General features: G+C 44.3%; 26 protein-coding genes and 2 pseudogenes. 12 read left to right on the top strand and 16 right to left on the bottom strand.

What is annotated here, in order from left to right:
* Positions 1 to 803: 803 nt before the first annotated feature.
* From ACGHM3_RS24250 to tnpA, 8 genes and pseudogenes are all read left to right on the top strand, one after another.
* Entirely contained in the window at positions 804 to 1,778 is a 975-nt protein-coding gene (locus tag ACGHM3_RS24250; protein ID WP_345426260.1) for a TauD/TfdA family dioxygenase, read from the top strand.
* Positions 1,759 to 2,817, top strand: a complete 1,059-nt coding sequence (locus ACGHM3_RS24245; protein WP_345426262.1) for an alpha-hydroxy acid oxidase — start codon at positions 1,759 to 1,761, stop codon at positions 2,815 to 2,817. Before ACGHM3_RS24250 ends, ACGHM3_RS24245 begins: the two co-directional genes overlap by 20 nt.
* Before the next feature lie 35 nt (positions 2,818 to 2,852).
* Positions 2,853 to 4,103, top strand: coding sequence for an aminotransferase class I/II-fold pyridoxal phosphate-dependent enzyme (locus ACGHM3_RS24240; RefSeq protein ID WP_345426264.1), 1,251 nt, complete (start codon positions 2,853 to 2,855; stop codon positions 4,101 to 4,103).
* A 105-nt stretch (positions 4,104 to 4,208) separates the two neighbouring features.
* Positions 4,209 to 5,174, top strand: a complete 966-nt coding sequence (locus tag ACGHM3_RS24235; protein WP_345426266.1) for a hypothetical protein — start codon at positions 4,209 to 4,211, stop codon at positions 5,172 to 5,174.
* 113 nt (positions 5,175 to 5,287) lie between these two features.
* The gene (locus tag ACGHM3_RS24230) at positions 5,288 to 5,710 is read left to right on the top strand and encodes a GNAT family N-acetyltransferase (protein WP_345426268.1); all 423 of its coding nucleotides are present in this window, start codon (positions 5,288 to 5,290) and stop codon (positions 5,708 to 5,710) included.
* A 125-nt stretch (positions 5,711 to 5,835) separates the two neighbouring features.
* Positions 5,836 to 6,069 (top strand): annotated as a pseudogene (locus tag ACGHM3_RS24225) (transposase domain-containing protein); the annotation flags it as partial.
* Between the two features lie 543 nt (positions 6,070 to 6,612).
* Entirely contained in the window at positions 6,613 to 6,786 is a 174-nt protein-coding gene (locus ACGHM3_RS24220) for a hypothetical protein (RefSeq protein ID WP_345426270.1), read from the top strand.
* 285 nt (positions 6,787 to 7,071) lie between these two features.
* Positions 7,072 to 7,371 (top strand): IS66 family insertion sequence element accessory protein TnpA, encoded by a 300-nt coding sequence (gene tnpA / locus ACGHM3_RS24215; protein ID WP_345426272.1) that lies wholly within the window; start codon positions 7,072 to 7,074, stop codon positions 7,369 to 7,371.
* 52 nt (positions 7,372 to 7,423) lie between these two features.
* On the opposite strand, the gene ACGHM3_RS24210 is transcribed toward tnpA, so the two are convergent.
* A protein-coding gene (locus tag ACGHM3_RS24210) for an IS3 family transposase (protein ID WP_390517716.1) occupies positions 7,424 to 8,499 on the bottom strand; the annotation gives its coding sequence in 2 pieces (ribosomal slippage) (positions 7,424 to 8,250 and positions 8,250 to 8,499; 1,077 coding nt in all).
* A gap of 50 nt (positions 8,500 to 8,549) precedes the next feature.
* On the opposite strand from ACGHM3_RS24210, the gene tnpB reads away from it, so the two are divergent.
* Both tnpB and tnpC read left to right on the top strand, forming a co-directional pair.
* Positions 8,550 to 8,921, top strand: coding sequence for an IS66 family insertion sequence element accessory protein TnpB (gene tnpB, locus ACGHM3_RS24205; protein WP_345426195.1), 372 nt, complete (start codon positions 8,550 to 8,552; stop codon positions 8,919 to 8,921).
* A 23-nt stretch (positions 8,922 to 8,944) separates the two neighbouring features.
* Positions 8,945 to 10,468 carry an IS66 family transposase gene (tnpC, locus tag ACGHM3_RS24200; protein WP_345426197.1) on the top strand — a complete coding sequence of 508 codons (1,524 nt, stop codon included), beginning with the start codon at positions 8,945 to 8,947 and terminating at the stop codon, positions 10,466 to 10,468.
* 184 nt (positions 10,469 to 10,652) lie between these two features.
* On the opposite strand, the gene ACGHM3_RS24195 is transcribed toward tnpC, so the two are convergent.
* From ACGHM3_RS24195 to ACGHM3_RS24185, 3 genes are all read right to left on the bottom strand, one after another.
* The gene (locus ACGHM3_RS24195; RefSeq protein WP_390517130.1) at positions 10,653 to 11,678 is read right to left on the bottom strand and encodes an IS630 family transposase; all 1,026 of its coding nucleotides are present in this window, start codon (positions 11,676 to 11,678) and stop codon (positions 10,653 to 10,655) included.
* A 76-nt stretch (positions 11,679 to 11,754) separates the two neighbouring features.
* Positions 11,755 to 13,119 carry a tetratricopeptide repeat protein gene (locus ACGHM3_RS24190; protein ID WP_345420730.1) on the bottom strand — a complete coding sequence of 455 codons (1,365 nt, stop codon included), beginning with the start codon at positions 13,117 to 13,119 and terminating at the stop codon, positions 11,755 to 11,757.
* Positions 13,112 to 13,321 carry a hypothetical protein gene (locus tag ACGHM3_RS24185; protein WP_345420733.1) on the bottom strand — a complete coding sequence of 70 codons (210 nt, stop codon included), beginning with the start codon at positions 13,319 to 13,321 and terminating at the stop codon, positions 13,112 to 13,114. Before ACGHM3_RS24185 ends, ACGHM3_RS24190 begins: the two co-directional genes overlap by 8 nt.
* 403 nt (positions 13,322 to 13,724) lie before the next feature.
* On the opposite strand from ACGHM3_RS24185, the pseudogene ACGHM3_RS24180 reads away from it, so the two are divergent.
* Positions 13,725 to 13,905 (top strand): annotated as a pseudogene (locus ACGHM3_RS24180) (transposase); the annotation flags it as partial.
* 426 nt (positions 13,906 to 14,331) lie between these two features.
* Positions 14,332 to 15,309 carry a transposase gene (locus ACGHM3_RS24175; protein ID WP_390517715.1) on the top strand — a complete coding sequence of 326 codons (978 nt, stop codon included), beginning with the start codon at positions 14,332 to 14,334 and terminating at the stop codon, positions 15,307 to 15,309.
* A 447-nt stretch (positions 15,310 to 15,756) separates the two neighbouring features.
* Here the strand turns inward: ACGHM3_RS24175 and ACGHM3_RS24170 are convergent, their stop codons facing one another.
* From ACGHM3_RS24170 to ACGHM3_RS24115, 12 genes are all read right to left on the bottom strand, one after another.
* Positions 15,757 to 16,320 (bottom strand): hypothetical protein, encoded by a 564-nt coding sequence (locus ACGHM3_RS24170; RefSeq protein ID WP_345426199.1) that lies wholly within the window; start codon positions 16,318 to 16,320, stop codon positions 15,757 to 15,759.
* A 1,122-nt stretch (positions 16,321 to 17,442) separates the two neighbouring features.
* Positions 17,443 to 17,925 carry a hypothetical protein gene (locus ACGHM3_RS24165; protein WP_345425006.1) on the bottom strand — a complete coding sequence of 161 codons (483 nt, stop codon included), beginning with the start codon at positions 17,923 to 17,925 and terminating at the stop codon, positions 17,443 to 17,445.
* Between the two features lie 262 nt (positions 17,926 to 18,187).
* Entirely contained in the window at positions 18,188 to 18,859 is a 672-nt protein-coding gene (gene maoP / locus ACGHM3_RS24160) for a DUF413 domain-containing protein (protein WP_345425003.1), read from the bottom strand.
* A gap of 266 nt (positions 18,860 to 19,125) precedes the next feature.
* Entirely contained in the window at positions 19,126 to 19,383 is a 258-nt protein-coding gene (locus ACGHM3_RS24155; RefSeq protein WP_345425000.1) for a hypothetical protein, read from the bottom strand.
* 44 nt (positions 19,384 to 19,427) lie between these two features.
* Positions 19,428 to 20,174 (bottom strand): alpha-ketoglutarate-dependent dioxygenase AlkB, encoded by a 747-nt coding sequence (locus tag ACGHM3_RS24150; RefSeq protein ID WP_345424997.1) that lies wholly within the window; start codon positions 20,172 to 20,174, stop codon positions 19,428 to 19,430.
* A 1-nt stretch (position 20,175) separates the two neighbouring features.
* Complete coding sequence (locus ACGHM3_RS24145) at positions 20,176 to 20,937, bottom strand: hypothetical protein (RefSeq protein WP_345424994.1); 762 nt, start codon at positions 20,935 to 20,937, stop codon at positions 20,176 to 20,178.
* A gap of 100 nt (positions 20,938 to 21,037) precedes the next feature.
* Positions 21,038 to 21,496, bottom strand: a complete 459-nt coding sequence (locus ACGHM3_RS24140; protein ID WP_345424991.1) for a hypothetical protein — start codon at positions 21,494 to 21,496, stop codon at positions 21,038 to 21,040.
* Positions 21,497 to 21,937: 441 nt separating this feature from the next.
* Positions 21,938 to 22,912, bottom strand: coding sequence for an AgmX/PglI C-terminal domain-containing protein (locus ACGHM3_RS24135; protein ID WP_345424988.1), 975 nt, complete (start codon positions 22,910 to 22,912; stop codon positions 21,938 to 21,940).
* A 1-nt stretch (position 22,913) separates the two neighbouring features.
* Entirely contained in the window at positions 22,914 to 23,480 is a 567-nt protein-coding gene (locus ACGHM3_RS24130) for a biopolymer transporter ExbD (protein ID WP_345424985.1), read from the bottom strand.
* On the bottom strand, positions 23,477 to 24,028 hold the full coding sequence (locus ACGHM3_RS24125) for a biopolymer transporter ExbD (RefSeq protein ID WP_345424982.1): 552 nt from the start codon (positions 24,026 to 24,028) through the stop codon (positions 23,477 to 23,479). The genes ACGHM3_RS24130 and ACGHM3_RS24125 overlap by 4 nt, the downstream gene beginning before the upstream one ends.
* 40 nt (positions 24,029 to 24,068) lie before the next feature.
* On the bottom strand, positions 24,069 to 24,746 hold the full coding sequence (locus ACGHM3_RS24120) for a MotA/TolQ/ExbB proton channel family protein (protein ID WP_345424979.1): 678 nt from the start codon (positions 24,744 to 24,746) through the stop codon (positions 24,069 to 24,071).
* 291 nt (positions 24,747 to 25,037) lie between these two features.
* A complete protein-coding gene (locus tag ACGHM3_RS24115) occupies positions 25,038 to 25,352 on the bottom strand; it encodes a hypothetical protein (RefSeq protein ID WP_345424976.1) in 315 nt (104 codons plus the stop codon).
* Positions 25,353 to 25,358 lie beyond the last annotated feature (6 nt).

Raw genomic sequence — 25,358 nt, 5'->3', positions numbered from 1 at the left:
GACAAATAAATCGCGCTAGCTAGGACTTTAAAGTTGAAAAAGCTCTTGGATCGGAAGCATATAAAAATCTGAGCCATGCTTACTAAGAATACGAATGGGATAATGAATAATGAAGCGAAACCGAGCAATAGGAGCGCGTTGGCCATAATCTATAACTTCATCAACTTATGCATGTCTTGCTAACGTTCTATTCACTATGCGTGGGTGTCTCCCAAAGACTATGGGTGTCTAGCTAATACTTAAATAGAGTTTGGCAAGCATGATTGTCTCCAAAATTGGAAAGGTATCGCCAAAAGAGAAAATAGATGCCAGCCCCGGTGAAATAAAAGCATTTGCACCTAAACGGACTCCTGACATTCTCCCTTATTAATGTGTTTGGTACTATTAGACCTCTGTACAAAATGACAAAAAAATGTACAAATATGCCGAACTTTTGGCAACTTAGATTCTTAATATATTAAGTTCAATAGCCTTTTTACCCATGCGTTATTGCTCTCATCAAAAATAATTACTACGCCAAATTAACTTAGATGGCTTGCTTTAAAGCGGTAAGTGAATTGAATGATTAAAAACAATGCAAAGGGTCAATATTATTCCGATTTCTTAACAAGAAAATATTTTACATTGCCATTCAAAATGTAATGTACCTGACACATGAAATAGATAGATTTGACGAGCAATGTAACCCGAAGATATACCCCAGAAATTTGATTGGCTTTTAAGAATATTTAATCAACACCAAGTTTTAATACTTGAATCAATACGACTGACAAGTATTAAAGAAAACCAAGAGAGTTGAATCAATGGACATCATAGATATCTATTTAAGCGATGAAGATAGAATAAATTATTTAGCTGACTTATATTCGCTACAAAACACCTTGCATGAAGCAGAGTCATTTATACGCCTATCCAAGATTATTGCAGAGAGATACCTCAAAGATAAGCTGGAAGGTTATAGAACAGAAATACTGCATAGAAATGGGGTGGTTGTTTTTAAAAACTTACCCATAGACAGCACGTTACCGATTACCCCTTCTGACGGTATTAGACCAGAATCTAAGCGCCACATAAGTGAGGCTGTGTTACTAGGAGTCGTGTCCGCACTAGGTTACATTCCATATTCCTTCCTACAAGAGAAAAACGGAGTTCTGGTGCATGAAGTAGCTCCTATTCTAAGCCTGAAGGATTCGATTTCAAGTAATGGTATTGTCGACTTTGAATTCCATACCGACGGAGCCTATCTTGAGCGTCAAATTAGACCACACATTCTCTCTCTGCTTTGTCTCAGGGACGAACATAATACGCCTACAAAACTTGCCCTTTTAAGTGAGGTTGTGGAAAAGTTATCAGACAATACTCTATTTGAGCTCATGAAGAAAAATTATCTCCACCACCCGCCTGAAACCTTTAACGACAATGGAAAAATTCGCGCCCCCATACTGTGTAGAAAAGGAGATCAGTTGGAGATAGCGGTATCGCTGCACAATGTAGAGCCGCTTACAATAGAGGCGAAAATTGCACTTGAGGAGCTAAAAGAGAGAGCTCGGGAAACGTACGTTGAGATTGAGTGGCGCCCGGGAGACATGATTATATTTAATAACTTAAGATGCTTGCATGCGAGAGGCCCTATATTGGGTGACCGATGGCTGCAGCGTTGTTACGGAAATTTAAATCAGAATACAAATAGAGTAGTTGATTTGCAAACTATTTCTCTATCTAACAATTCATCCTTAGCTAATGAAAACCGGGAATGTTATGTACACAAGTCTAGTTAACGTAGCAGATTACGCTAAAGCCTCAAAAAATAAACTTTCGAGTGAAGTTTGGGATTATGTTGAAGGCGGGGCCGGTAGAGACTGGTCCGTTGAAAACAACAGAAATGCGTTCGATAAATATAAAGTTATGCCAAGGATACTTAATAATGTAGAAGGCATAAATGTAGAAACAATAATCTTCGGGAGGAAGATATCCGCGCCGATTATTTTTGCTCCTACAAGTCCTTTGAAGTTATTTCATGAAGATGCCGAAGTTGCGGTTGTTAAGGTTTCAAGTCGAGTTAATACAGTAGCAATATGCAGTACAGATTCACATTTCGACCTAGAGCATTTATCCCAAATGTCAGATAACAACCTATGGTTTCAGCTCTACTGTTATGGGTGTAAAGAAAATGCAGAATCTTTAATAGATAGAGCACAGAACGCAAACTATAACGCTCTGGTTGTCACAGTTGACGCTTTCTTCCCGCCTAGACGTGAACGTATGATGCGGAACCACTTCAAGCTTCCGGGTGACGTAAAAATGGGCAATTTAACGCAGCCTATGTTAGATGGTTTACCTAGGAGGGGCGATGGAAGCCCAATTAGACATGCTTTGACTTGGCAAGATATAACCTGGATAAAAGAACAATCCAGAATCCCAGTAATACTGAAAGGTATTATGCACAAGGACGATGCTATTAAAGCTGCTGATTTGGGCGTAGATGGTATTGTAGTGTCGAATCACGGCGGTAGGCAGTTAGATCAAATGCCCGCGCCAATCGACTGTCTGCAGGATATTTCTCTAGCTATTGGAAGGGACGTAGAAATATTTATGGATGGAGGCATTACGAATGGAATAGATGTAATAAAAGCTCTAGCGTTAGGTGCAAAAGCCGTGTTAGTAGGTAGGCCTTATATATACGGGCTGTCAGTCCAAGGTCAGCGTGGAGTTGAAGAAATTTACAACATACTTAAATGTGAACTAGAGGACGCCTGTGCACAGCTGGGAATATCCAGCATATCCAATGTAAATTCAACGACACTATCGATCATTTAATAATTTACCAGACCATTCCGATACGGAGCATTCTAATGAACATGATAGATACTCAATTAAAAGATTTTTGCCAGAAAAATACGATACAAAACCAGCAACTTAATATGGCTAGAGGAAACCCCTGTCAAGAGCAGCTAGATTTATCTAACGAACTATTAACGTGTGTCAACAAAATGAACTGTATTACTCGTGATGGGGTAGATGTCAGGAATTATGGTGGTATCGACGGAATAAATGAAGCAAAGGATTTATTCTCTAAATACATGGATGTTAATGTTACTGAAATAATTGTGGCCGGTAATTCTAGTCTTAATTTAATGTATAACGCCCTTGCACTAGCTTTAATTCAAGGTACGACCAATGGGCCAGGCTGGCTAAGTCAAGGGGCTATTAAGTTCCTATGCCCTACCCCAGGGTACGATAGGCATTTTTCATTGTGTGAAAGTTTAGGTATACAAATGATTGCTGTTCCGCTCAATGAAGACGGTCCGGATATGGATATAGTGGAAAACCTCGTAAAAAGCGATCATTTGATAAAGGGTATATGGTGTGTCCCTAAATACAGCAACCCTACAGGGATTTGCTACAGTGACGAGACTATCAATCGCCTCGCATTCATGGATACTGCCGCAGGAGATTTTCGAATATTCTGTGACAACGCATACGCGGTGCATCATCTGGGTAACAAGGGTACCCAGATTGCAAACTTACTCGAGGCTTGTAAATTAGCAAGCAATCCCGAAAGAGCCTACCTATTTGGTTCCACCTCTAAATTGACATTTCCCGGTGCTGGAGTTGCAATGGTAGCTGCCAGTGAGAAAAACATTTCCTATTTTAGAAAGCAGTTAGGCTTCCAAACTATTGGTCCAGACAAAATTAATCAACTCCGTCACGTTAATTTTTTCCAAGATATTGATGGTTTGATGACTCATGCTAACCTGCACGCTAACATATTGAGGAAAAAGTTCGACGTGATTCTTGATGTGTTTGATCAATATTTGTCCAGCGGAAATTTAGCTAGTTGGCGTCGTCCGGATGGAGGTTATTTTATCTCGGTTAACTTGTTGCCCGGATGTGCAAAAAAAGTTGTCGATCTTGCTAAGACGTTCGGATTAACGTTAACTCCTGCAGGAGCTACATTTCCATATGGTTATGACGCTGAAGACAGAAACATACGAATTGCTCCATCATCGTTGACTGTAGAAGACGCCAAATTAGCTAGTGAGATATTGTGTAAATGTATTGTGTCAGTTAGCTCTTCCGTACATCCCAACTTGCACAATTAATAAGAATATTAACCTCTTTACAGCAAAATCATAATTGGTGTCGTCGATACGATTTTGCTGTATATATAAACCTCGTTTTTGATTGGAATTTATACTGGATATATTATGCACACTAAGGGCGTAGTCAATTTTTTTACCGAACTTGGAGTGGAAATCTTTAATGTTTCTTATTCCTTATTCAAGATAATGATTCCGGTAATTATAATTGTGAAAATTTTAGAGCTTCTTGGAGCCACTGAATATCTAGGTCTTATACTCTCTCCAATAATGAACTTAGTGGCCCTCCCCGAGGAGATGGGAATAGTATGGGCAACAACAATTCTGAGTAATATTTATTCTGGAATAGTTGTGCTGGCTAGTCTTGACGCTTCGAGTTCTCTTACTGTCGCGGAGATAACCGTGTTAAGTAGTATGATGCTTTTGGCTCATAATATTCCCGTTGAAGGAATGATAGCAAGAAAAGCTGGTGTTAGTTGGCCCGTAGTACTTACGGTACGAATAGTTGGAGGGATTGTTTTTGGTTTTATCGTATCGTTAGTCTATCAGAACTTTGAAAGCTACGATGTGATAGTAGAACTTCCTCTTCTAGCAAATAACGATTCAAGCTTTAACATAAAAAGTTGGGCGCTAGACCAGCTCAAGAATATTCTAATTATCCAAGGTGTAATTATTATTCTTTTATTCGCATTAAAAATATTGAAAGCAATTGGCATAGAGAGAATTCTTACATTAATGTTATCTCCAATACTAAGGTTGGTGGGTATTGGCCGACAAGCAACTACCCTTACCATAATAGGTGTAACACTTGGTCTTGCTTATGGAGGTGGGATGTTGATAAATGAATCAAAAAAAGGCAACATTTCTTCAAAAGATGTATTCTCTTCTATTGTTATGCTTTGTATGCTCCATGCGTTAATAGAAGATACACTGATTCTGCTTTGGATTGGTGCAGACATAAATGGCATTTTATGGGGTAGAATAGTGTTTGCGTTATTAGTTACGATAGCACTATCCCAAGTCATTAGATATATTCCTGACTCAACCTTTGAGAAACATTTATTTGGTCGATAGACTTGGAATCTAAAAAGAGTATTTTTAGTTTTCTCGATTTAATCTGCCGGGGACCAAATTAAGCATCCTGTTGCTGGTGTCTCACTAAATTTTATTATCGTTCGGTCACTTCGATGAACAGTACTAATTTAATTATCCGTAATATTTTACACACAGAAACTTACCCCATACGCAGAGAAGTACTTTGGCCTAATAGTCCACCATCTTTTGTTGTGCTGGAGGGAGATCGTGAAGCTTTACATTTTGGCGGGTTTTTGGGTGATCAATTGGTTTGTGTTTGTTCTATCTTTATAGAAAACAACTCTGCTCAACTTAGAAAATTTGCGACACTGCAACAGTTTCAATGCCAGGGGATTGGGACCCAGCTAATGAGTCATATCTTCAACCAATTGCTTATTCTTAAAGTTTCTAATATCTGGTGTAATGCCAGAGAAGATGCACTCTCTTTCTATCGTAACTTCTCCATGAAAGAATGTGGTAATTGTTTTTATAAACACGGCATTGCTTACAGAAAAATGTCTATAGATTACGGGTAACGTTTTTAGGCGTTTTTCAGAGAGGGAGTTAGTCAATTTCTAAGGTAGGTGTCAATGCCAATGTAACACCGCCCCCCTCTTATGTCTCAGTAGTTCTGCGACTGGATTTCAAGCCGGAAGTCATGAACCCGGCTGAGTGTGCAATACGCCCGTTCACCATTGGCAAAAAAAATTGGATTTTTAGTAAAAGCCAAGCAGGGGCTAGTGCCAGCGCCAGCGCCAATCTTTACAGCTTAATTGAAACTGCTAAGGCCAATGAGGTGTACGATTATCTAACCCGCGTGTTCACAGATCTACTAAATGCACGCAATATTGAAGATATAAAAGCATTGTTACCATGGAAAATGATCCTAGGCTAGTACGGACTTGGATTGGCGCTTAGTATGCCAGGCTAAGCTGGCGTTGAGTAAAGGGTGAAAGTCCCTGTGGGGTAAGAGCTAACCACTCGCCCTGGCCTCGAGCTGTGCGCGGTTGTGGGCAACTGCAATCGTGAAGTGTTAGTAGAGGAGTCCGCAGGCTAAGTATTGAGCCACGAACTAAATGTTCACTCGGGTGCTCGCGCAGTTAAGCGATGCGGAAAGCAACAGGACAGTAGTCGCTTATGGTGAGACTACTGCGCTACCCGGCGGGGTCGGAGACCTTATGCATGCGGAGACGTTCAATGGCTGGAACCTGGGAGATCCCAGAAAGGTCTCGGGCATTTTTTTAACGAGAATAATTTGTGAATGATATTGACCAAGGCAAATTAGTAACGATCTGGGAAGTCGGACGACATCGTAGTACCGTTGAAAACCACGAACAAAATGCGACATGCATGGCGGAGTGGTTGGAGGAAAGGGTGTCGACCAAGAGGAACACGTATGAGTGACTCCGCTACCGGACACAGAGCAGGGACTTAGGCGATGTCGCCACGTGTGCGTGTGCGTGAGGCTGCTAAACAGGATAAATCGCAGGTATTCACAGCGTTACTCCATCATTTGTCACCAGAGCTACTCATTTCTAGCGTTACCGGCTTAAAAGATCGTCAGCGCAAGGTGTTGATGGTGTCTCCTGGCGAGCCTTTCAAGAAAATTTAAGTAGCAATATCGAACAATTGTTTATAGAAATCCAGAGTGGCCAATATAAGCCGTCTCCCAGCCGTAGGGCTTACATACCTAAAGCTGACGGAACGACTAGGCCACTCAGTATTCAATGTGTACGAGACAAGGTCGTCCAACAGGCGACCGTGTAGCTACTTAACCAAATTTATGAAACGGACTTTCTTGGATTTTCTTAGTAAGCGCTCAACAAACCCCATCTAACGCTATTAATCCCTAACCGCTATCCTCTCCTTCAAAATCAATTCACCAGAAGGAGTTACCATGAACAAATCAGAACACTGGCAAGCCGTCATTGAGCAATGGAAGGCATCCGGCCTCACTCAAAAACAGTTCTGTGCTAAGGAGGATATCAAAGTTGCCACTTTGCATTACTGGATTAAAAAATTCCGCACCGATAATTCAGTTTCCGATGAGCCAGCTTTTTTACCCATCAGAAGCATCTCGGAACCTGACTTTATTGAACTACGCTTCGGGTTGGCCGCAATCCGGCTGACGATACAGCAACTCCCTGAGACCTTGCTAATCTTGCAGCGCAAAGGGCTATTAAATGCTTCGGCCTGAACGGTTGACCTTTCCCCTAAGTTAATACCACTCCCTCGATGAGATATTTGCCTTATGCTGCCTGTGCCGCGTAGGCTACTGGCGTCATGTAATTTAATGAGCTGTGCGGCCGCTCATGGTTATAGTGCGCACGCCATTGATCTATTTCGTAGCGGGCTTCCTCTATTGTTCGGAACCAGTGCTGATTCAGACAGGTGTCTCTAAACTTGCCATTTAGGCTTTCGACGAAGGCGTTTTGCGTTGGCTTGCCAGGCTGAATAAAGTTGAGTTTGACCTGATTTTCTTTACTCCAGAAGAACATGGCTTTGCTGGTGTATTCAGTACCGTTGTCACAAGTGATACTTTCAGGCTTACCACGGGTCTCGATTAGTTGATCTAAGAAACGGGCTACGCGATTTCCACTAATAGAAAACTCTGCCAGCTGTCCGACCAGTTCGCGACTGTAGTCATCAACTACATTTAGTATTCGGAAACGTCTACCATTACTCAGTTGATCTGATACAAAATCCATAGACCAGCGCTCGTTGATTTGCTTAGGTAAGTCCATCACAGGCACAGGGCGCGTGAGCTTTTTACGCTTTTTTGTACGAACCTGCAGTCCTTCCTCTGTGTAAACACGGTAGGTTCGCTTCTTGTTAGTCACCAACCCTTCGGCTTTCAGTAACCCGTGTAGCAAGAGGTAGCCATACCGACTGTATTGTGCTGCTAGCTCTTTCAGTCGCTTCCGAAGAACATCGTCGTCGTAGCCCTTAGCCCGATAGCGATAGCCTGTTCGGCTAATACCAGAAAGCCAGCAAGCACGGCGCTCGCTCAAGCCAAACGTTTCGACCAGATAACTGGCGACAGGCTTACGTTCAGCCGGCTTTACCACTTTTTTGACAAGACATCCTTCATGGCCTCCACTTCAAGTAGCTTTTCTGCAAGAAGCTTCTTCAACTTGGCGTTCTCCGCCTCCATATCCTTCATGCGCTTAGCTTCATTGACTTCCATGCCAGCATACTTTGACCGCCAGTTGTAGAAAGTACCTTCAGATATTCCCAGCTCGCGACAAATATCAGGCACTTTGGTACCCGCTTCATGCTGTTTGATCGCTTTGATGATTTGCTCTTCGGTGTATCGTTTCTTCATAGTAATGAGATCCCCTTGGGAGTAGATTAACTGGAAATCTCATCAACGTCATGGTTCTATTTTTCGGGGAAAGGTCACGGTCTGCCCAAGTGTATCTGTATACCGGAGTGGTGGATATGCGTAAATCCATTGATGGATTAGCTTTGCTGGTTGAGGGCTCGATGGAGTTGAACCCCATGCTGCCAGCGCTGTTTGTGTTTTGCAATCGCGGCCGGGATAAGATCAAAATGCTGTATTGGGAGCGTAATGGCTTTGTGCTTTGGTACAAACGCTTAGAGAAGCAACGGTTTAAATGGTTGAAGGCGTCTAGCAATGAGCTATCGGCGTCAATTACAGGCTATGAGCTGAATCTGTTACTGGATGGCCTAGATGTCTTCAACAATAAACCCCACGAAGCACTCTTCTATGAGTCAGTCGGTTAAGTAAATCGGGTGTAATCCGCGCTATGAGCGCGGCAAAAGACATTCTCCCTAGCGAGACAGACAAACTTAAGGCGATTATCCTTCAGCAGGCACAACGCATTGCCATACTGGAGGAGATCGTGCGTCTTGAGAGACTCAAGAAGTACGGTTCGTCGTCAGAAAAGTCAGCAGACCAGCACGATATGTTTAACGAAGCTGAGCTGGTTGACATGGCAACTCAATTATCGACCGACGATGAGCCTGCCAGTGAGGCTGCAACGCCATCCCGCCCCGCCAATCAAAAGAAAGGCCGTAAACCACTTCCCAAAGGGCTGCCTCGTGTTCGTATCGAACACGACCTCGATGAGGCTGATAAGATCTGTTCATGTGGTTGTCAGCGCCAAGTCATTGGTGAAGATTGTAGCGAGCAGCTGGATATCATCCCCGCCAAAATCCAGGTGCTGGTGCATGCGCGCAAAAAATACGCCTGCCCCAGTTGCGAAGAGGGTGTGCAAACTGCAAAACTACCGGCGCAACCCATCCCCAAAAGTAATGCCAGCCCAGGCTTACTATCGCACATCGCTACGCAAAAATACCAAGATGCCTTACCTCTCTACCGACAGGAAATGATCTTGTCTCGAAGTGGTATCGATATCCCCCGCAGCACATTAGCCAACTGGATGATCAAAGCGGGCGAACTTATCCAGCCGCTAATTAATCTGCTGAGTGAACAACAACTCAGCCACCCGGTGCTTCACTGTGATGAGACGACGGTACAGGTTCTGAACGAACCGGGTAAAAAACCCGAATCAAAATCCTATATGTGGGTGAGGGTCGGCGGACCGCCCACGCATCCGATACGCCTGTTTCATTACGCCGACAGCCGAAAAGGCGATGTTGTTAGCGAACTACTAGCAGGCTTTAGCGGATATCTGCAAACCGATGATTATGCCGGCTATAACGCTGTGGCTGCTGAAAACGGCATCACCCAGTTAGGATGCTGGGCTCACGCACGCCGTAAATTTATTGAAGCTCAAAAGGTCAATCCTATAAATAAAGCCGGCAAAGCGGATGTGGCCATCAGCCATATCGCAAAACTGTACGCCATTGAAACAGAGATTAAGACGCTATCGGACGAAGAACGCTACCTAATACGACAGCAAAAGAGTTTACCATTGCTCGAAAAGTTAAGAGAATGGTTGGATAAAAGCCTATCGAAAACAGTGCCTGGAGGTGCTTTAGGCAAAGCCCTAAATTACCTAAGCAAAAACTGGCAGAAGCTTACAGTGTACACACAGGATGGCCAACTCAATATCGATAATAATCCAGCGGAGAATGCGATCCGACCGTTCGTTGTTGGCCGTAAAAACTGGTTGTTCAGCGCGACAGTGGAAGGCGCTAAATCCAGCGCCAATCTGTACAGCCTGATCGAAACAGCCAAGGCCAACCAACTAGAACCGTACGCCTATCTTAGAAAGGTGTTCGAAGAGTTACCTAAGTCGAATTGCATTGAGGATGTGGAAGCACTGCTACCTTGGAATGTAAGTTTGCAAGGTGGGGATTACTGAGCGCTTACGTTCAATTTGGATTAATAATCTATAACTTCATCAACTTATGTGTGTCTTGCTAGTCCCGTCTACCTAAGATCGCTTGGGGTACATCCAAAGATAGATGTGGGTGTCTAGCTAAGAATAGTAAACCTCTGGACGGAGAAATCCATAAACCTATTAACCCGGTGGAAATATACGTCTGCTAGGCGGCATAGCTGATATATTCATTGTTAAAATATTTCCTGACCCGACTTGGCTTTCTTTGCAGCATCGCCATGTGAGATTGTGCCTTAGACTTTAATTGCTTTTTATTTCTAGCCGGCTTACCACTGTGAACACCTTTCTTTAGATCACAGTTTAAATACTCGTCAGGATTAAGCTCTGGAGAATACGCAGGTAGATAAAACACCTCAATCATCTCTTTGTGATCCTCTAGCCATTCTTTGACCGGCTTGCAATGATGCACTCGTAAGTTATCCAAAATTAAAAATACCTTGCGGTCAGCTGAATTAACTAAGCGCATCATAAAATCGATAAGTATGTCGCCGTTCATGGTTCCTTCGAAAAACCGAAACCGAACTTTGCCCTGATTCGTGACTGCAGATATCATGTTGATCGACTCAGAATTTGCGTTTAGCTTGATTACCGGCGTCTTTCCCTTCGGGGCGTAACCTCGTTCGTGCTGGCAATTGTTACGCAAGCCTGTTTCGTCACCCCAATATATCTCGGCATTTTCAGACTTCGCGCGCGCTTTGATGTCTGGATATTCTTCTTTAAGCCACTTCTTTACTTCTGGTGCTCGTTGCTCATAAGCGCGCTTCTGAGGCTTTTGTGGCGTCATTCCCCAGCGTTTCAAGTAATCGCCAACCGTTCTTACCGCTAGCTCAACTCCATACTCTTGAAGAATTAGCTGCTGTACTGATTGGCGAGTCCACAATGCATAGTCCAACCGCAGTTGATCTGGCGTCCTATTTGTTATCAGGCTTTTAATTCTGTCGCTCTGCTCCTTGGACAGAAGTGTTCCTTCGCCTTTTTTAGGTCCGCGCTTATTGATTTTTAATTTGTTGGGAGGAATTTTCAGCCACCTCCCAACGGTATCGGGGTGAGCTCCAACGATTTCAGAAATTTCTGCTCGAGTCATTCCTGTCTTGCGCAACTTTTGCGCCGTACGTCGTTTTTCTTCTATTGCGTCGAATGATAGAGTGCGAGTGTCTGGTTTACTGTTCATCCGAGCATTATATCAGATATATACACTCACCGGGTTAATAGGTATGGCGATCTTGTTTACCGCTGCCAAAGTGACTTCACGTGCGAATGCTTTGATATGGGCTTGTCGGTAGCTGCAATATTTGTTCGACGTGTTCGACGTGTTCGACGTGTTCGACGTGTTCGACGTTTCGCTTGTTTAACAATGCATAGGGATGCTCTTCGCCTAAAAATTCAGTATATAAATCGAGAGCATTCTTAAAGCTTCTAAGCGCTAGATCAAATTCTTTCAAATGAAAGTAGACTTTCCCTAAATTTGTATAGTCTCTGGCAATACTGGGGTGCCGGCGACCAAACACGTGCAAGTCGCGTTCTAATGCAGACTCGACGTACGATTTAGCTAGCATTGGTTCGTTTAGGTACAAATATGCCAGACTGATATTGCTTTCTATAGTAGCGATGAGCGCAGTGTCAGATGTTTGGATAATAGTTGCGTCGTTCAGCGCTGTTTGAAAATATATAAGAGCTTCATCGTATTCCCCTATGTTTAGGTAGATTAAGCCGAGATTATTTCTTCCTGTGGCAGTATCAGTGCTGCTTTCTCCGCGTGCTCTGACATATATATCTAGCGCAGATTCAAAGCTATCTATTGCTTGATCAAATTTGTCTAATTGTAGAAGCGCAATGCCGACATTATTCATACATGCAGCTACGTACAAATCGTATTTACCGTATTTGTCTACAGCCATAGCTAATGCCTTATTGGCTAGGCTAAGTCCCCGTTGAGGGTTGCCTAAATATACATGCATTCGGCCAGCCTGAGCCCAATAGCCATAGTGGTCTGGATTTAATTCATAGGCCCTTTTATAATTTTCTAGAGCTCTCGTCCAATCGATCTCTTCTTCAGCGATTAAGCCAAGTTGAAATCGAGCTTCTGCAGAGGATGATATCGCCTTTCTATTCCGTTCAGTATCTAAAAGTTTCTGAAATAATTCTTTGGCCTTCAAGGTATTGCCGTCAGCCAGGGCAACTCGTGCCTCATCTAATATGCTATCTGAATTACTAGCTTGAACACGCTCAAGTGAGGCTAGCCTGCCCTCCAGGCTTGAAATATATTCTTCGTAGGATTGGCTAACGTACGAAATTCTATCCTTTAAATAATCTATCTCTGTTTCTTTAGCCTCTAATCGCTCTTTAATTACTGCGTCGTCTAGTTTTGACTTTCGTATTTCTTCAATCTGTGCTTCTTTTTCTTTCAGCAGGGAATGCAGATATTCTACATGATCAGCTAAACCACTCTCAGTATTAAACGTTATGTTATTGATGCTGCCTTGTACCTTATCAGCAACAATGCAAGTTTCTCCTTCGCAACTTTGATCGTGGTTGGCTGTGTCCTGTTTTTCTGCTTGCGCTGGAATAGCTACGTACAGAAATACGAGATAAAATCCTTTTAGGTTAATCACCGTTGATATCTTTGTCGTTGTTAGAGGTTATTGTTATTGGTCCCTCGATAACCTGAGCCTGAATTGTATTCTGGCTATTACTACTTTGGTGAATCGCTATGTCGGCTGATTGCGAGTCCTCACTATTACCGAGCGATGCAATAAGTGCGGCTAACACTAATGCCACTGCTCCGATTACTGCGACTTTCAATTCGATATTCATACATTTCCCCAGACTAATAAATTGCGTAGTTTTTGTTTGACGCTTAAATTTATATTGCTTTTGGTGAATCGTATTTTCGTGGTAAATTATTTATTCATTATTATTTACACTAGGTAGAATGTATTGTCAAAAGAAATAAAATAGGATATTTTGGTTTGAGCGCGTTGGATGCTACGCCAGATATTTCAGGCTAGAAAGTCATCGACTAGGCGTGCAGGGTTGACTCTCAGTGAACAGTTAATTGACAACATTGGATAGTATTGAAAACTTAACCTAGACGAACTTACGCCTCCACTACCACACAACGCCAATCATTACAGCCAACACAAATAACACTAACGCAGTTGACTTGCCGCCGAAAGGGTGGATAAATAACCAGTATCTAATCACATGGAGGTGAACAATGGCTCGGGCTAGGAATAGGCAAGTATCTCTGGAAGTAACCCCTTATTATCACTGTACGTCTCGCTGCGTTCGCAGAGCATTTCTTTGTGGATACGGGTGAGTCTTATGAGCATCGCCGCCAGCGGGTTGAGGATAGGCTATTGGAGCTTGCGAGCGTGTTCACAATAGATATCTGCGCCTAGGTTCTTGCCACAGGTTCTTGCCAAGACGCCCACTAAGGCGTGGGTGTCTTGATAGCTTCTGAAGCTTCTGATGTTTTTGTCGGGACGCTACTCCCCCGGCGCTCGAGATACCGTAGAGCGCGCTTTAGGCTGGTTTAGCTCGGCAATCTTATTTTTAAACTCATCTACGCTGACATCTTTTCCAGCGCGCGCTTCCTGGCCTGCCCACTCTACAAGCTCGCTGTTTACCCTATGTGCGCCCTGGATGCAGTAAGGTTCCTCCCGCACCCAGACAGAAGGAGCTCCAAAGCTAGACCCTGTTAAGAATTGGCACTTCTGGTAATGCGCCCAATCATGACACCCAACTCAAAATACAAGAACGCAGTTGACTAGCCGCCGAAAAGGTGGATAAATAACCAGTATCCAATCACATGGAGGTGAACGATGGCTCGGGCTAGGAACAGACAGGTATCTCTGGAAGTAACCCCTTATTATCACTGTACGTCTCGCTGCGTTCGCAGAGCGTTTCTTTGTGGTGAGGATGCCTATACGGGTGAGTCTTATGAGCATCGCCGCCAGTGGGTTGAGGATAGGCTATTGGAGCTTGCGAGCGTGTTTACGATAGATATCTGCGCCTATTCGGTGATGAGTAATCACTTGCATGTGGTGCTACACGTAGATACACAGCTGGGGGAATCCCTTAGTGATAGGCAGGTGTGTGAGCGCTGGCACCAGCTGTATAAAGGCACGCTGCTTACGCAGCGGTACTTAAACGGTGAGGCCTTAAACCGAGCACAGATGGATGCAGTGAGCGATAAGCTGGATAACTGGCGTAGCCAACTGCAAAGCATCAGCTGGTTTATGCGTGCTTTAAACGAGCCCATCGCCCGCCGTGCCAATGCCGAGGACGGGTGTAAGGGTAGGTTCTGGGAAGGCCGGTTTACATCACAGGCTTTGCTGGATGAAAAGGCTCTGCTGGCATGCATGGCCTACGTCGACTTAAACCCTATTAGAGCTAAAATGGCTGATAAGCCGGAAAGCTCGGACCACACTTCCATTCGACAGCGTATTAACTCCTTAAAGAAAGACAAAGTGCAACCAGAGTCCTTGGCACCGTTCATTGGCTCCCTGCCGCAAGATGAGCACAGCGGTATTCCTTTTGAATTGGGCGACTACCTAGAGCTCGTCGACTGGACAGGTAGGATGATGCGGGCTGATAAACGTGGTTTTATCCTACAAAGCCTGCCGCCCATACTCCAGCGGTTAGCCATGAGCAGTGATTGTTGGCTAGAGCTAGCGCAATCGTTTGAAGACAAAACGTCGAACCTGGCTGGCTGCCACGAGGTGACAAAATTGGCAGCGCAGATTTTGGGCTATCAAAGAGTGCCGGCTATATCGCAGAACAGGCGTTACTTCGGCTAAGACATTCCCAATTCAACTAAAACGGCAAGTCGACCAGATCTCGAAGGGCTGGCCTCGTCTGTAACTCCGCAAAACGTCCGCTTTACATCCAAAATTCCATTTTTTGCCATCTAGTAAGCTAAAAATTTGTGTTTGTTTGGCTTCTTGCTCCAATATTTGGCGGTATTGGACATTTCATAATCTGGGTGTCTAGCTAAGGACTTTGACACTAGCTAAGATTGTTCTCTGTAGTATTCGACGGTTCTGGCTTTTCCTCAGGGGTATCGCTGCGATAACTCATGTAACCGATCAATAACAAAGAAAAAATGTAGTAGAAGTAAAATGCTTGATCTTTACGTGCTTCTGTCATCGTATTCCAGTAACTGATGCCGAAAAAAACTAATACGGCAAAAAAAGCCGAAATTTTGATAAAAACGATTACCTTTTTCTTTTTTAATGGGTGCATAACTAATTATAGTGGCGGGAGGATCTTAATGATGATTCAGTTCTTTGCTTTAGTTCACTTTGAGTTTGCTGCAATTCAGAACTGTTAATGAATACAGCGCCCCAAATTACTAGAGTAGCTCCTATTTGAGGTCCTGGCTTTCCTCGCTTTTTTAATTTTTGTATGAGTTCCCAAATTCCTAATCCTGAAGCAGCGAAGCCCAAGTTGCCAGCGATGTTATCCAGCCGCTTATGAAACTGCTCATCCTGAAGCAACTCTTTATTCGATAAAGACCACATGCCCCACTGCGGATTAATAAACGTTGTATCCAGTGCCAGAGTAACCAATCTTCCTTCTAGCGCCCGATTGGGCACATTGCGTATAGCTTCCATTGCTTGACGACGGTCGACTTGATCGAGATGGCGGTAGAGTATAGTGGCCACCATGGCTGTAAGTTCAGCTTCACCACCTTTGGCGACTAAAGCTGTGGGAATACCAAGTATGTCGGCTAGCAATCTGAGCTGCTCAGGTGTGTTTTTGCTGAGAGTGACATAGGGAAGATCTTCCGCTGAAAATTCCTGTTGCATCGACTGCGTCCTGGTTTTATTGATTAGCCTACTCTGGTTTTTCTGGGTGCCACCGAGCCGATAGCTTTATATCTACTTAAGGTGAATTTGTAGTCACAGCTAGTTAATAAGTTAGTAGCGATTATCTTTAAGCGTATTTTGAATTATCCGAATGCTTTTAAAAATTGGTTTGGCGGTGGAGCATTATAGCTGCCTTAATGAAGTAGACTCGTTAGCGTTATGGAAAATGTAGGAACAGACTTTTTCAGTTGGCGCCTCTCAGGTAAGTCCATATTTCCATCTTGGCAAAATTCCGATATCGCTTATCTTGGAATGGTGGTTCAACGCTGCAGAAAAAACAATAGAAAAATTAACAATATGCGAAGCCCATCATATATTTTTGCGATTTTGGGTGCGGCGTTTTGCTAAAAAAGAGAATTCAACTCGACCTTATGCATAACCACCATAGTACTCTGAGTGTAGAAGTGATGCTAATCAATTATTCTTGACAGCATTAAGTTTTTTGACACTAATGGCTATAAATGTCACCGCGAGTAGCCTATTTCATTTTTATTGGTTTCTTTGCATTTTTGGGGTACAACCAAAGATAAACGTGGGTGTCTAGCTAAGAATGCTATCCTAGGTGTGGGTGTCTAGCTAAGATTTCTCTAAGTGTGGGTGTCTAGTTAATTTGTAGCGTTTTGCTAAAAAAGAGAATTCAACTCGACCTTATGCATAACCACCATAGTACTCTGAGTGTAGAAGTGATGCTAATCAATTATTCTTGACAGCATTAAGTTTTTTGACACTAATGGCTATAAATGTCACCGCGAGTAGCCTATTTCATTTTTATTGGTTTCTTTGCATTTTTGGGGTACAACCAAAGATAAACGTGGGTGTCTAGCTAAGAATGCTATCCTAGGTGTGGGTGTCTAGCTAAGATTTCTCTAAGTGTGGGTGTCTAGTTAATTTGTAAGGTGGGTGTCTTGATAAGGTCCAGCTAAGATTTTTTTCTTTAATTCTGCTTTTTCCAAACCTCAGAGAGCCGGTGCTGCCCATCTCGAATATTCTACTCACTAAGCGTGGGTGTCTCGCTAACATCGTTATGAATCCGGTAAAAGTCCTATCGCTTTTCGTGGGTGTCTAGCTAAGACGGTGTTTAGCCAAGATTCTATGCGTGGGTGTCTCGCTAAGACCATCCTCTACTAACTTGGCGTCAGGATCGCGTCGAAGGAATAATCTAGCTAATATCGAATCAGACCCTTCGATCAATGTAATTCCTTTGACACAATCCCAGGCAATTCTATAAGCAGAATTGAGGCTTAGATGGATCCCCTTATCATCCAGTTTAATTTGTCCACGACACAGTTTTTTTCTGAAATAAAAATCCGTCATGCCATGGTACTCATACAATGGTTTTTCAACAATTGAATAATCTTTGATGTATTCCTCTACTGCTATTCTATGTTTCTTGTTGATCCAATTAACATATATCGCCCAGGCTAAGCTCCATGACAAACCGCCTGCAACTGCCGCCCACAGACCAAAGGTCTCATACGCAAAAAAAACAACGACAATAAAAAACATCCAAATAGATGCTACGCGTGCAATCGCTCTTTTTCTCATAATTTACTATCTGAGCACCCATATTTGAGTGAGTATTTGTGAATTTAGGCTTTTCGCTTAATATCCTAAATGTGGGTGTCTAGCTAAGATTCTTTTTCTATCTGAATACCCATTTTTGAGTGAGTGTTTGTAAATGTGGGTGTCTTGCTAGGAGTCAATTCACTATGCGTGGGTGTCTCCCAAAGACTAAAGAGTCCCTCTAAATGTGGGTGTCAAGCTAATTTCATGGGTGTCTTAATAGAAAGGTGTCTGGCTAAGACGTTTAGTACGTACCTTCGACTCCTGATCTGTAGCCAGCGACGCCTACTACGCCAAAGCCATGACATCTTTCGCAGGTTACACGGGCTATCGAGTTTGGAGGGGTGTAATGGCCTTTACCAGCGCATAACTTGCATGGTATTTTCGTTAACTTTACTTGCTTCCATGTCATCCAAGCTGACTCTATTGGGTTAATAGGTGATTCTTCTCCGGAAATGACTTTTAAAAAATGCATTTCTTCTGGTGTTGTTGCTTCAATGCGGCCATGTTCTAAAGCAGATAGCCATTGGCCATAAATTTCAATATTTTGAAGCTCATCTTCCGTCAAGTATGGCTTTAGATCAAAGGGTATATGGAAATCTAATTCTAGTAATCGTTTACGCTCTTTTTGCTCTTTAATTTGCTGCTCTTTGTTTGATTCTGTTTTTTCTGTTGCGTGACGATTGCTTTTTCTCCTTGACCTTTCATGTCTGTTTATTTCATGCGATTTAATTTTTTTTGTAAATATTAACGAGAACAAAATGCCTATCACGGTTATAGATCCTGCACCAATTAGCATGAGTGGGGCTTGCCACTGTGCTATCTCCCCTTCGGAATGTTGGGCGGTCAATACCGAAATCCCTATGGAAATCAGAAGAAAGGAAATAGCCAACGCCGTTATTTTTAGACTGCTCATATTTGCTTTATTCGCTGTTTTGATTGTGCTAAGGCGGGTTGGTTGTCCGCTACGATACTAGCTATTTTCTTTGATAAAAGTATGTAGCTCTTGGAAAGATATATCTAACGCTTTGCTGAGCGATTTTGCGGAACCAAGACAAATATGCTTTTTGTCGCTATTATCTTTGTTTAAAATAATTACGGATTTAGATTTGCATATGAACTTCTCATGATCCCCTTTTCCCGCGCTTGTTCTCGTGTACCCAATCGACAGTAGAAAATTGACTACATCCTTAAACTTTGGTGTAGGAGCTTGTCCTTTAACGCTAGATGCGATATAAATTTTCCGGTTTCTACCCTAGTTTTATCGAAATCTGTTTCCGGTACTTTGACGCCGTCAACCATTACGGACTCATAAGTAGCTACTTCTATGTTGGCTTCAGCCAATATCTCTCTGACGGTTGCACCTGGCTTGATGTTTACGGATTTCTTTATGTTTGGAGATCTTATGATATCTATCATGACTTGGTTTTGCAGTTCCATTTAATAACTTTGTGTGTCTAAGTTGACTTGTAAGGTAGTATGCTCTATGAAATATTTCTGAATGTTAAGTTAAATCTAGAGTTCTTTATTCTCTTTCTCTTAGGCACTGAATGTTGCCAATTGTGTTGAAGTGCTCCGGCCATTATCAGTAGTGTGCCGTGTTTCAGGGGTATGGTAATTTTTTGCGTCTTATTAGAATTTCTCCGCAGTATAAAATCTCTAGTTTCACCAAAGTTTACCGAAGCTATGACAGGGCTTGAGCCAAGCTCTTTTTCGTCGTCTGCGTGCCAGCTAAGGTGGTCTTCTCCATCTCTATACCAATTTAGTAGAACGCTATTAAATTTCCTGTGTGCAATCTTTTCTACTTTGTTCTTAATGTATAATAGCCCTTTGTTCCATTCGTTTGGTTGAGATGTGATTCCCGAATAGGTGTAGGGAGTTCCTTGATCGCCGTGCCAGCAAGTTAGGCGGGGCAGTGGAATCGTTTTTCCATATAGTTTTATTTTGTCTTGCTTCCATTTGATGTTTTTGAAATTAATTTTTTTTAAATCACTTTCATTGATATCTGACCAGCATATTTCTTTCCAGTCAAAGTTTTCGTTTTCTTGGAAATACTCTACGCTTCGATCACTGATCTTCCTATCAAAAAACTGCTCTGCGTAGATAAGTTCACCACCAGGGACAGATATGCAGAAAGCTCTTAGAGTCTCGTCCCAGCGACACAGGAAATCGATTTCGTCAGGCAGTGTGAATGGGAGGGCTGGATTTTCTATGTCAGTAAACAAGTACATTTTAAATTTTTAGCTCAACGTGGAAGAAGATGGCAGGTTGGCGATTGTAGCAATTGAAATACGATATACTATTGCCTGTTACTTCGTACCACTCAGCGTATGTTTTATCTATCATGGTTTGGTAAGTTTCTCGGATTCTCTGGCTTCCACCATTGTGATTTCTATCGTGGCTTGCAACCATTATCAAGTGCGTGCCTGGAGTTTTCAAAATCTTTTCTAATAGTAAATATTGATTAAAGCCTTCCATATCCAAAATATTCGAAAATAAATGTATTTTAAAAGGTCCTTCAGACAGATTTAGGTCGTCTCGGTCAAGGCAGTCTAAATGTTTTTTGATTGGGTTTATACTAGCGTTTGGAAAACAACATTCAGTGATGCCTACAGCTCTAGTCAGTGCCACTGAAGATGGCTCTATTAGGTTGACTTTGGTGATATTGCCCAAGGCTGAGTCAGGCAATACATCATGCAGTAGAAGGCAGGCCAAGCCCTGTCCGCAGGCGTAATCAGAGATTTCGATATCCGTCCTTGGTAAATTTAGATTTCCAAGTTCATAAAGTATAATCCGCCACTGTGATGAAATCATTGGGCCGTATGTATATAAATATTGATCAAGTTCTTCTTCCGAGTTAAGGATTGCTCTTCCACGACCCAACCTGTCCCATAGATTTAAATCGATCCCAGCAAAATTGCGTATGAGGTCAAAGGATATGTTTCCTTTATTAATGCTGTTGGCTCTAAGGCCCTCTATTACTCGGTCCGTCATATACTAAAATCCTTTTGTTCTAGCGATTCTTAGATAACTACATTAATTATCATTTGCTCTCTTGCCGTCTACGAGTTAAATATGTAACGAGGCGCACGAATTAGAACCAGCTCCTGTTGCATGTACAGTTATTGCCAACCATGCCGCACTGTATACAAGCTCTCACTACCGCGTAGGGCTTCTTTTTGTTCTTGTAATTTTCAAGAATTGATATCTCCTCCGTAGTGAAAAAGTACGCTGCTTTTTTTTCCCAGACAGTGTGCGCCTGAAGATAGGTAAGTCTATTCTCGACAATCGCTTTCAATATTTCTGGCTTTTTGGTCGCTAACGATACATGGTCTAAAGTAGTCGAAAGGTCTGGCTTCCTGATTGGATTGTCTAAAGTTTTAGGGGTGAGTGTTGGCTTTTCAGGATGAGGTGTAGTATTCGATATCGGATGTTTAGCACTTTTTAGGAATAGACTTTTCCAGCCGCTTCGCTTCGGGCCAGTGTTACCTTCAGGAACTGCTATATTTTTTGTGGACTTCTGAAAGTGCTTGGATTTTGAAAACCATTTCATTGTAAATTCTCTGCGCGTAACATTTTAGTATCTATGTCGTGTCGCATTATCCATTTCGACGTGCTCCTTGGGTAACCAGGGTTCCCTGATTTCGTACACAGCACCAGTAGTCCGCTGTAGCAACTAGATCATAATCAATATTCGAACATGCTTTCCGATCCTGCCAGAAACTAACGACCGAATCTCTGCATTCATTACAGGTAGGCAATCTTCTCAAAAACATACAGGACAAATTATCGGATGTCGTTAGATTATGAGAGTGCATTGCCCAATTGGATGGAACGGTGGGTCGAATGGTTTTAAATAATTTCACACTAATATGGGAGGGGCCAGGGAAATCGATATTTGTATAAATTTGACGTATCAATCCCCCAACCCCACAAACAAAAAACCCGGCACAAAGGCCGGGTCCAAATCACTTCCAATCACTCTTTCCATCAACTAAGCCGGAAAAAAGTTCAAAGTATAATTAACCGTAGTCTGCACCACGTCATTACTACCAAAGTTAATCAACCGTATCCGAGCCAACAATTTACGCTCCAACGTAGGGTTATCCAACTCGCTGCTCACAATACTGGCGCTAGACACAGAACCATCCGGCTCGATCACTAAGCGCACAACCACCTTGCCCTCTAGGCTTGGGTCTTGTCGCAGTTCGCGGTTGTAGATGGCGAAGATGGCGCCTTTGTTTTGGTCCATAACCGAGCGTACTTGGCGGTCGGCGCGGGTGCCTTTGCTTTGCCCTGGGGGCGCGGCGGTGGCTTCGGCGCTTTTGCCTTGGGCGCTGGCTAGGTCGCTTTCTACGGTGGTGGTTTCTTTACCCGATAGCGCTACGCCGCCGGTGTCTCGGCTGAGTTCTGCCACGTTAATGCCGCCACTGCTGGTGGCTGCGCGGTTGGCGATAACACTGCGGTCGGTTTGGGCGGCGGTGGCCTGGCCTCGCGTTAAACTTTGGTTGCTTAGGCTTGAGGTGTCCAGAGCGTCGCGCATGTCGGCCAGGTCATCTTGGAACTGCAATAAACCACTGGTGGCGGCTTTTTCGCGAGCCTTTTGTAAATCCGGTACGGGTTCTGCTACGGGCTCGGGCTTAGGCTCGGGTTTGGGTTCCGGCTTGGGCTCGGGCTCCGGTGGTTTTTCTTCCGGTTTTGGCTCGGGCTCAGGTTTCGGCTCTGGCTCAGGCTTGGGTTCTGGTTTGGGTAATTCTTGTTTTTCTAAAATTACCCGGGCCAGTTCCGGTGGTAGCGTTTCTTTTTCTTCGCGGGTGAGTTCGGGCACGGGTATCAGGGCTACGGCAACGCTTAGCAGCAGCATGATTACCAGGCTTATACCCAGAATAATAAAGTAACGTTTGTTGGCCTGCTCACCCGATTGCCACGGCAATTGCAGGTTGAGCATGGCGGTGTTTATGGTCGCCATCTTAGCCCTCCCCGTCGATGTTTTGTGGCAGTAAATCTACCGGCTCGGTGGTTACGCCGGTGTCGTCGGTTTTGGCGGCAATTTGCGATACCGCAAACGACATATCGCGGTAGTCGGTGCTGGCGCAGGTGGCCATGATTTTCTTCAGCAATTGGTAAGGGATGGTGGCGTCGCCCATGATGGTAACGGCGCGGCCTTTTTGTTGCTGTAGCTCGGTAAGTTCACCGGCGCGTTGGGCGCGGTAGTTTAATTCCACCGCCAGGCCTTTGATGTCGGTTTCTTCGGCTTGCAGCACGTCGGCAATTCTGGCCACTTGCTGGCCGTTTACCAAAATATCGCTGGCGCTGACCATAATTGTGAGGGTGTTATCGGGCTTTTGCTCGGCCACGGATTTGGGCAGGTCGATGGCTTCGTTATTTTGCAGTACTTCTACGTCGTCGGAGTTGATCAACAAGAAGAACACCAAAATGGTGAAGATATCCATCAACGACACCAAGTTTAACTTGCTGCCGCTGCCCAGGCGTTTGTGGTGCTTGGCCATGCGCTTGGCGCGTAGGGATTGCTTCATGGTGTTACCTCCGCCGGGGTGTCGGCTTCGGCCACCGGGGCATCACCCAGGGAGATTAACGGGAACAGCTCGGCATCCACCACATCGGTTACCACCACGGCTTTGTAGGAACGCACGGTGTCCATGGTGGAGATGATGGTTTGGTAGTCGGTATCGGGTTGCGATAGCACGAGGATGTCGCGCTTTTCGATGCCCTTTTCTTTGAGCTGGCGTTTGATTTCTTGCAGATACACGCTCAGCGTTGCGTAGTCGTGCAGCAGGGTTGCTGGGTCGTCTTCGCTGGCGATTTTATCGATGCGTTTTACGCGAATGCCGGCGGGATAGTTGATATCCAAATAGTCGTCGGCCAACACCACTTCTAAAATTTTGGGTTGGTCGTCGTCTTCGGCAGCGCCTGGCCCTGCGTCTGGCAGGGTTAAGTCCAATACGGTTATGTGGGAAAACACCATACTCATCAAAAGCACAGGAACCAGAATGATCATCAGGTTCATGAAGGAGGTGATATCCAGTTCCGCTTCTTGGGCGTGTTTGCGCCTAAATTGAAACATGCTTACGTCCTGGGTGACTGTTTAGGTAGCGAGGTGCGAATTACAGGTTTACTCGGCTGCCTGGGTCGCCTGCACGGGTTTTGGCGCTACCGCCACCGGCCAATACGTTTAAGCATTTTACGCCGGCCATTTCTAGGCTATCGGTAATTTCGGTGGTTTTGGTTTGCAGCAGGGCGTGGGCCAGCAGCAAAGGAATGGCGGAGATCAAACCGAAAGCGGTGGTGTTCATCGCCACAGAAATACTGGAAGACAGCAAGGAGGCTTTTTCCGCTGGGTCGGCGTTGGCCACGGCGGTAAAGGCGGCGATTAAGCCGATAATGGTACCCAGCAGGCCCAATAGGGTGGCGATGTTGGCCAGGGTGGCCAGGTAGCCGGTGCGTTTTTCTAGCATGGGCATGGTTTCTAGTACGCCCTCTTCCATGGCCAGTTCAATGTCGTCTCGGCGTGGGCTTTCGCTCATGCGGATAACACCAGCGGCGACCATGCGGCTAACCGGGGCGCCGTTGCTTTGGCCCATTTTTACGATGGCTGAGTAGTCTTTCTTTTTCAGCAGCGGCAAAATTTGGTTAAACGCCTTGCGGTTGGTTTGCGTGGCGTAGGAGAGGTAAATCCAGCGCTCGATGGCGATGGCAATACCAATGACCAGTACCACGGCAATGGGTAGCATAAAAGAGCCGCCGTCTTGGAAGAAGCGAATCACGTTGTTAAAAAAGTTCATAGTGGTTCCTACAATGTGCTTTGATGAATCTGTTGTTTGCCGCAGCCGGGGCTGCGCGGTTTACGTTGGTTTGGCTCCGCGTAGGCGGTGCCTTGTGTTGCTTGCCACCCGGTTTGAGGTGGCTTGTACTTTGGCGCCTAGCCTGTGTTAGCTGCGGCTAGGTGCCTATTTTGTGCATTTGTTCGTTTGCTGCTTAGTTGTTTACTGCTTAATGGTTTACTGTGACGATAAAACACTCAACCCACACAGCCCGGCTTTACGGTTATCCGCTGTAAAACTGGCTGTGGTTTTTTATTCGGTTGTTTGCGTTTTGGATTGCGCCTGTAGGTAGTCCAATTGGCGCTTTAGTTCGTCCCTTTCCAGATGTTGAAACACGCCGCTGGTGGTTTGTTGGCTAAGGCTTTGTTCAAAGTCGAAGCCCTCGGCGGCGGTTTTCCAGGGCACTATGTAGAGCACCTTGGGTTGCTCTTGGTTGCCGGTTACCGTTTCGTCGATATTAATCACCGCACCTTGTTGGGCATGGGCGGTGCCGGCGGTGGCTGCGGCTAATAATAGCGCTGCTTGCCACCGTCTTACACTGTTTAACCATAGTTTAATTGGCGCCATCTGCGG

Source organism: Halioxenophilus aromaticivorans, from assembly GCF_042850945.1.
In the GTDB taxonomy this organism is placed as follows: domain Bacteria; phylum Pseudomonadota; class Gammaproteobacteria; order Pseudomonadales; family Cellvibrionaceae; genus Halioxenophilus; species Halioxenophilus aromaticivorans.
The sequence above is the reverse complement of the archived record's forward strand: the minus strand, read 5'-3'. Positions and strand labels throughout refer to the sequence as shown.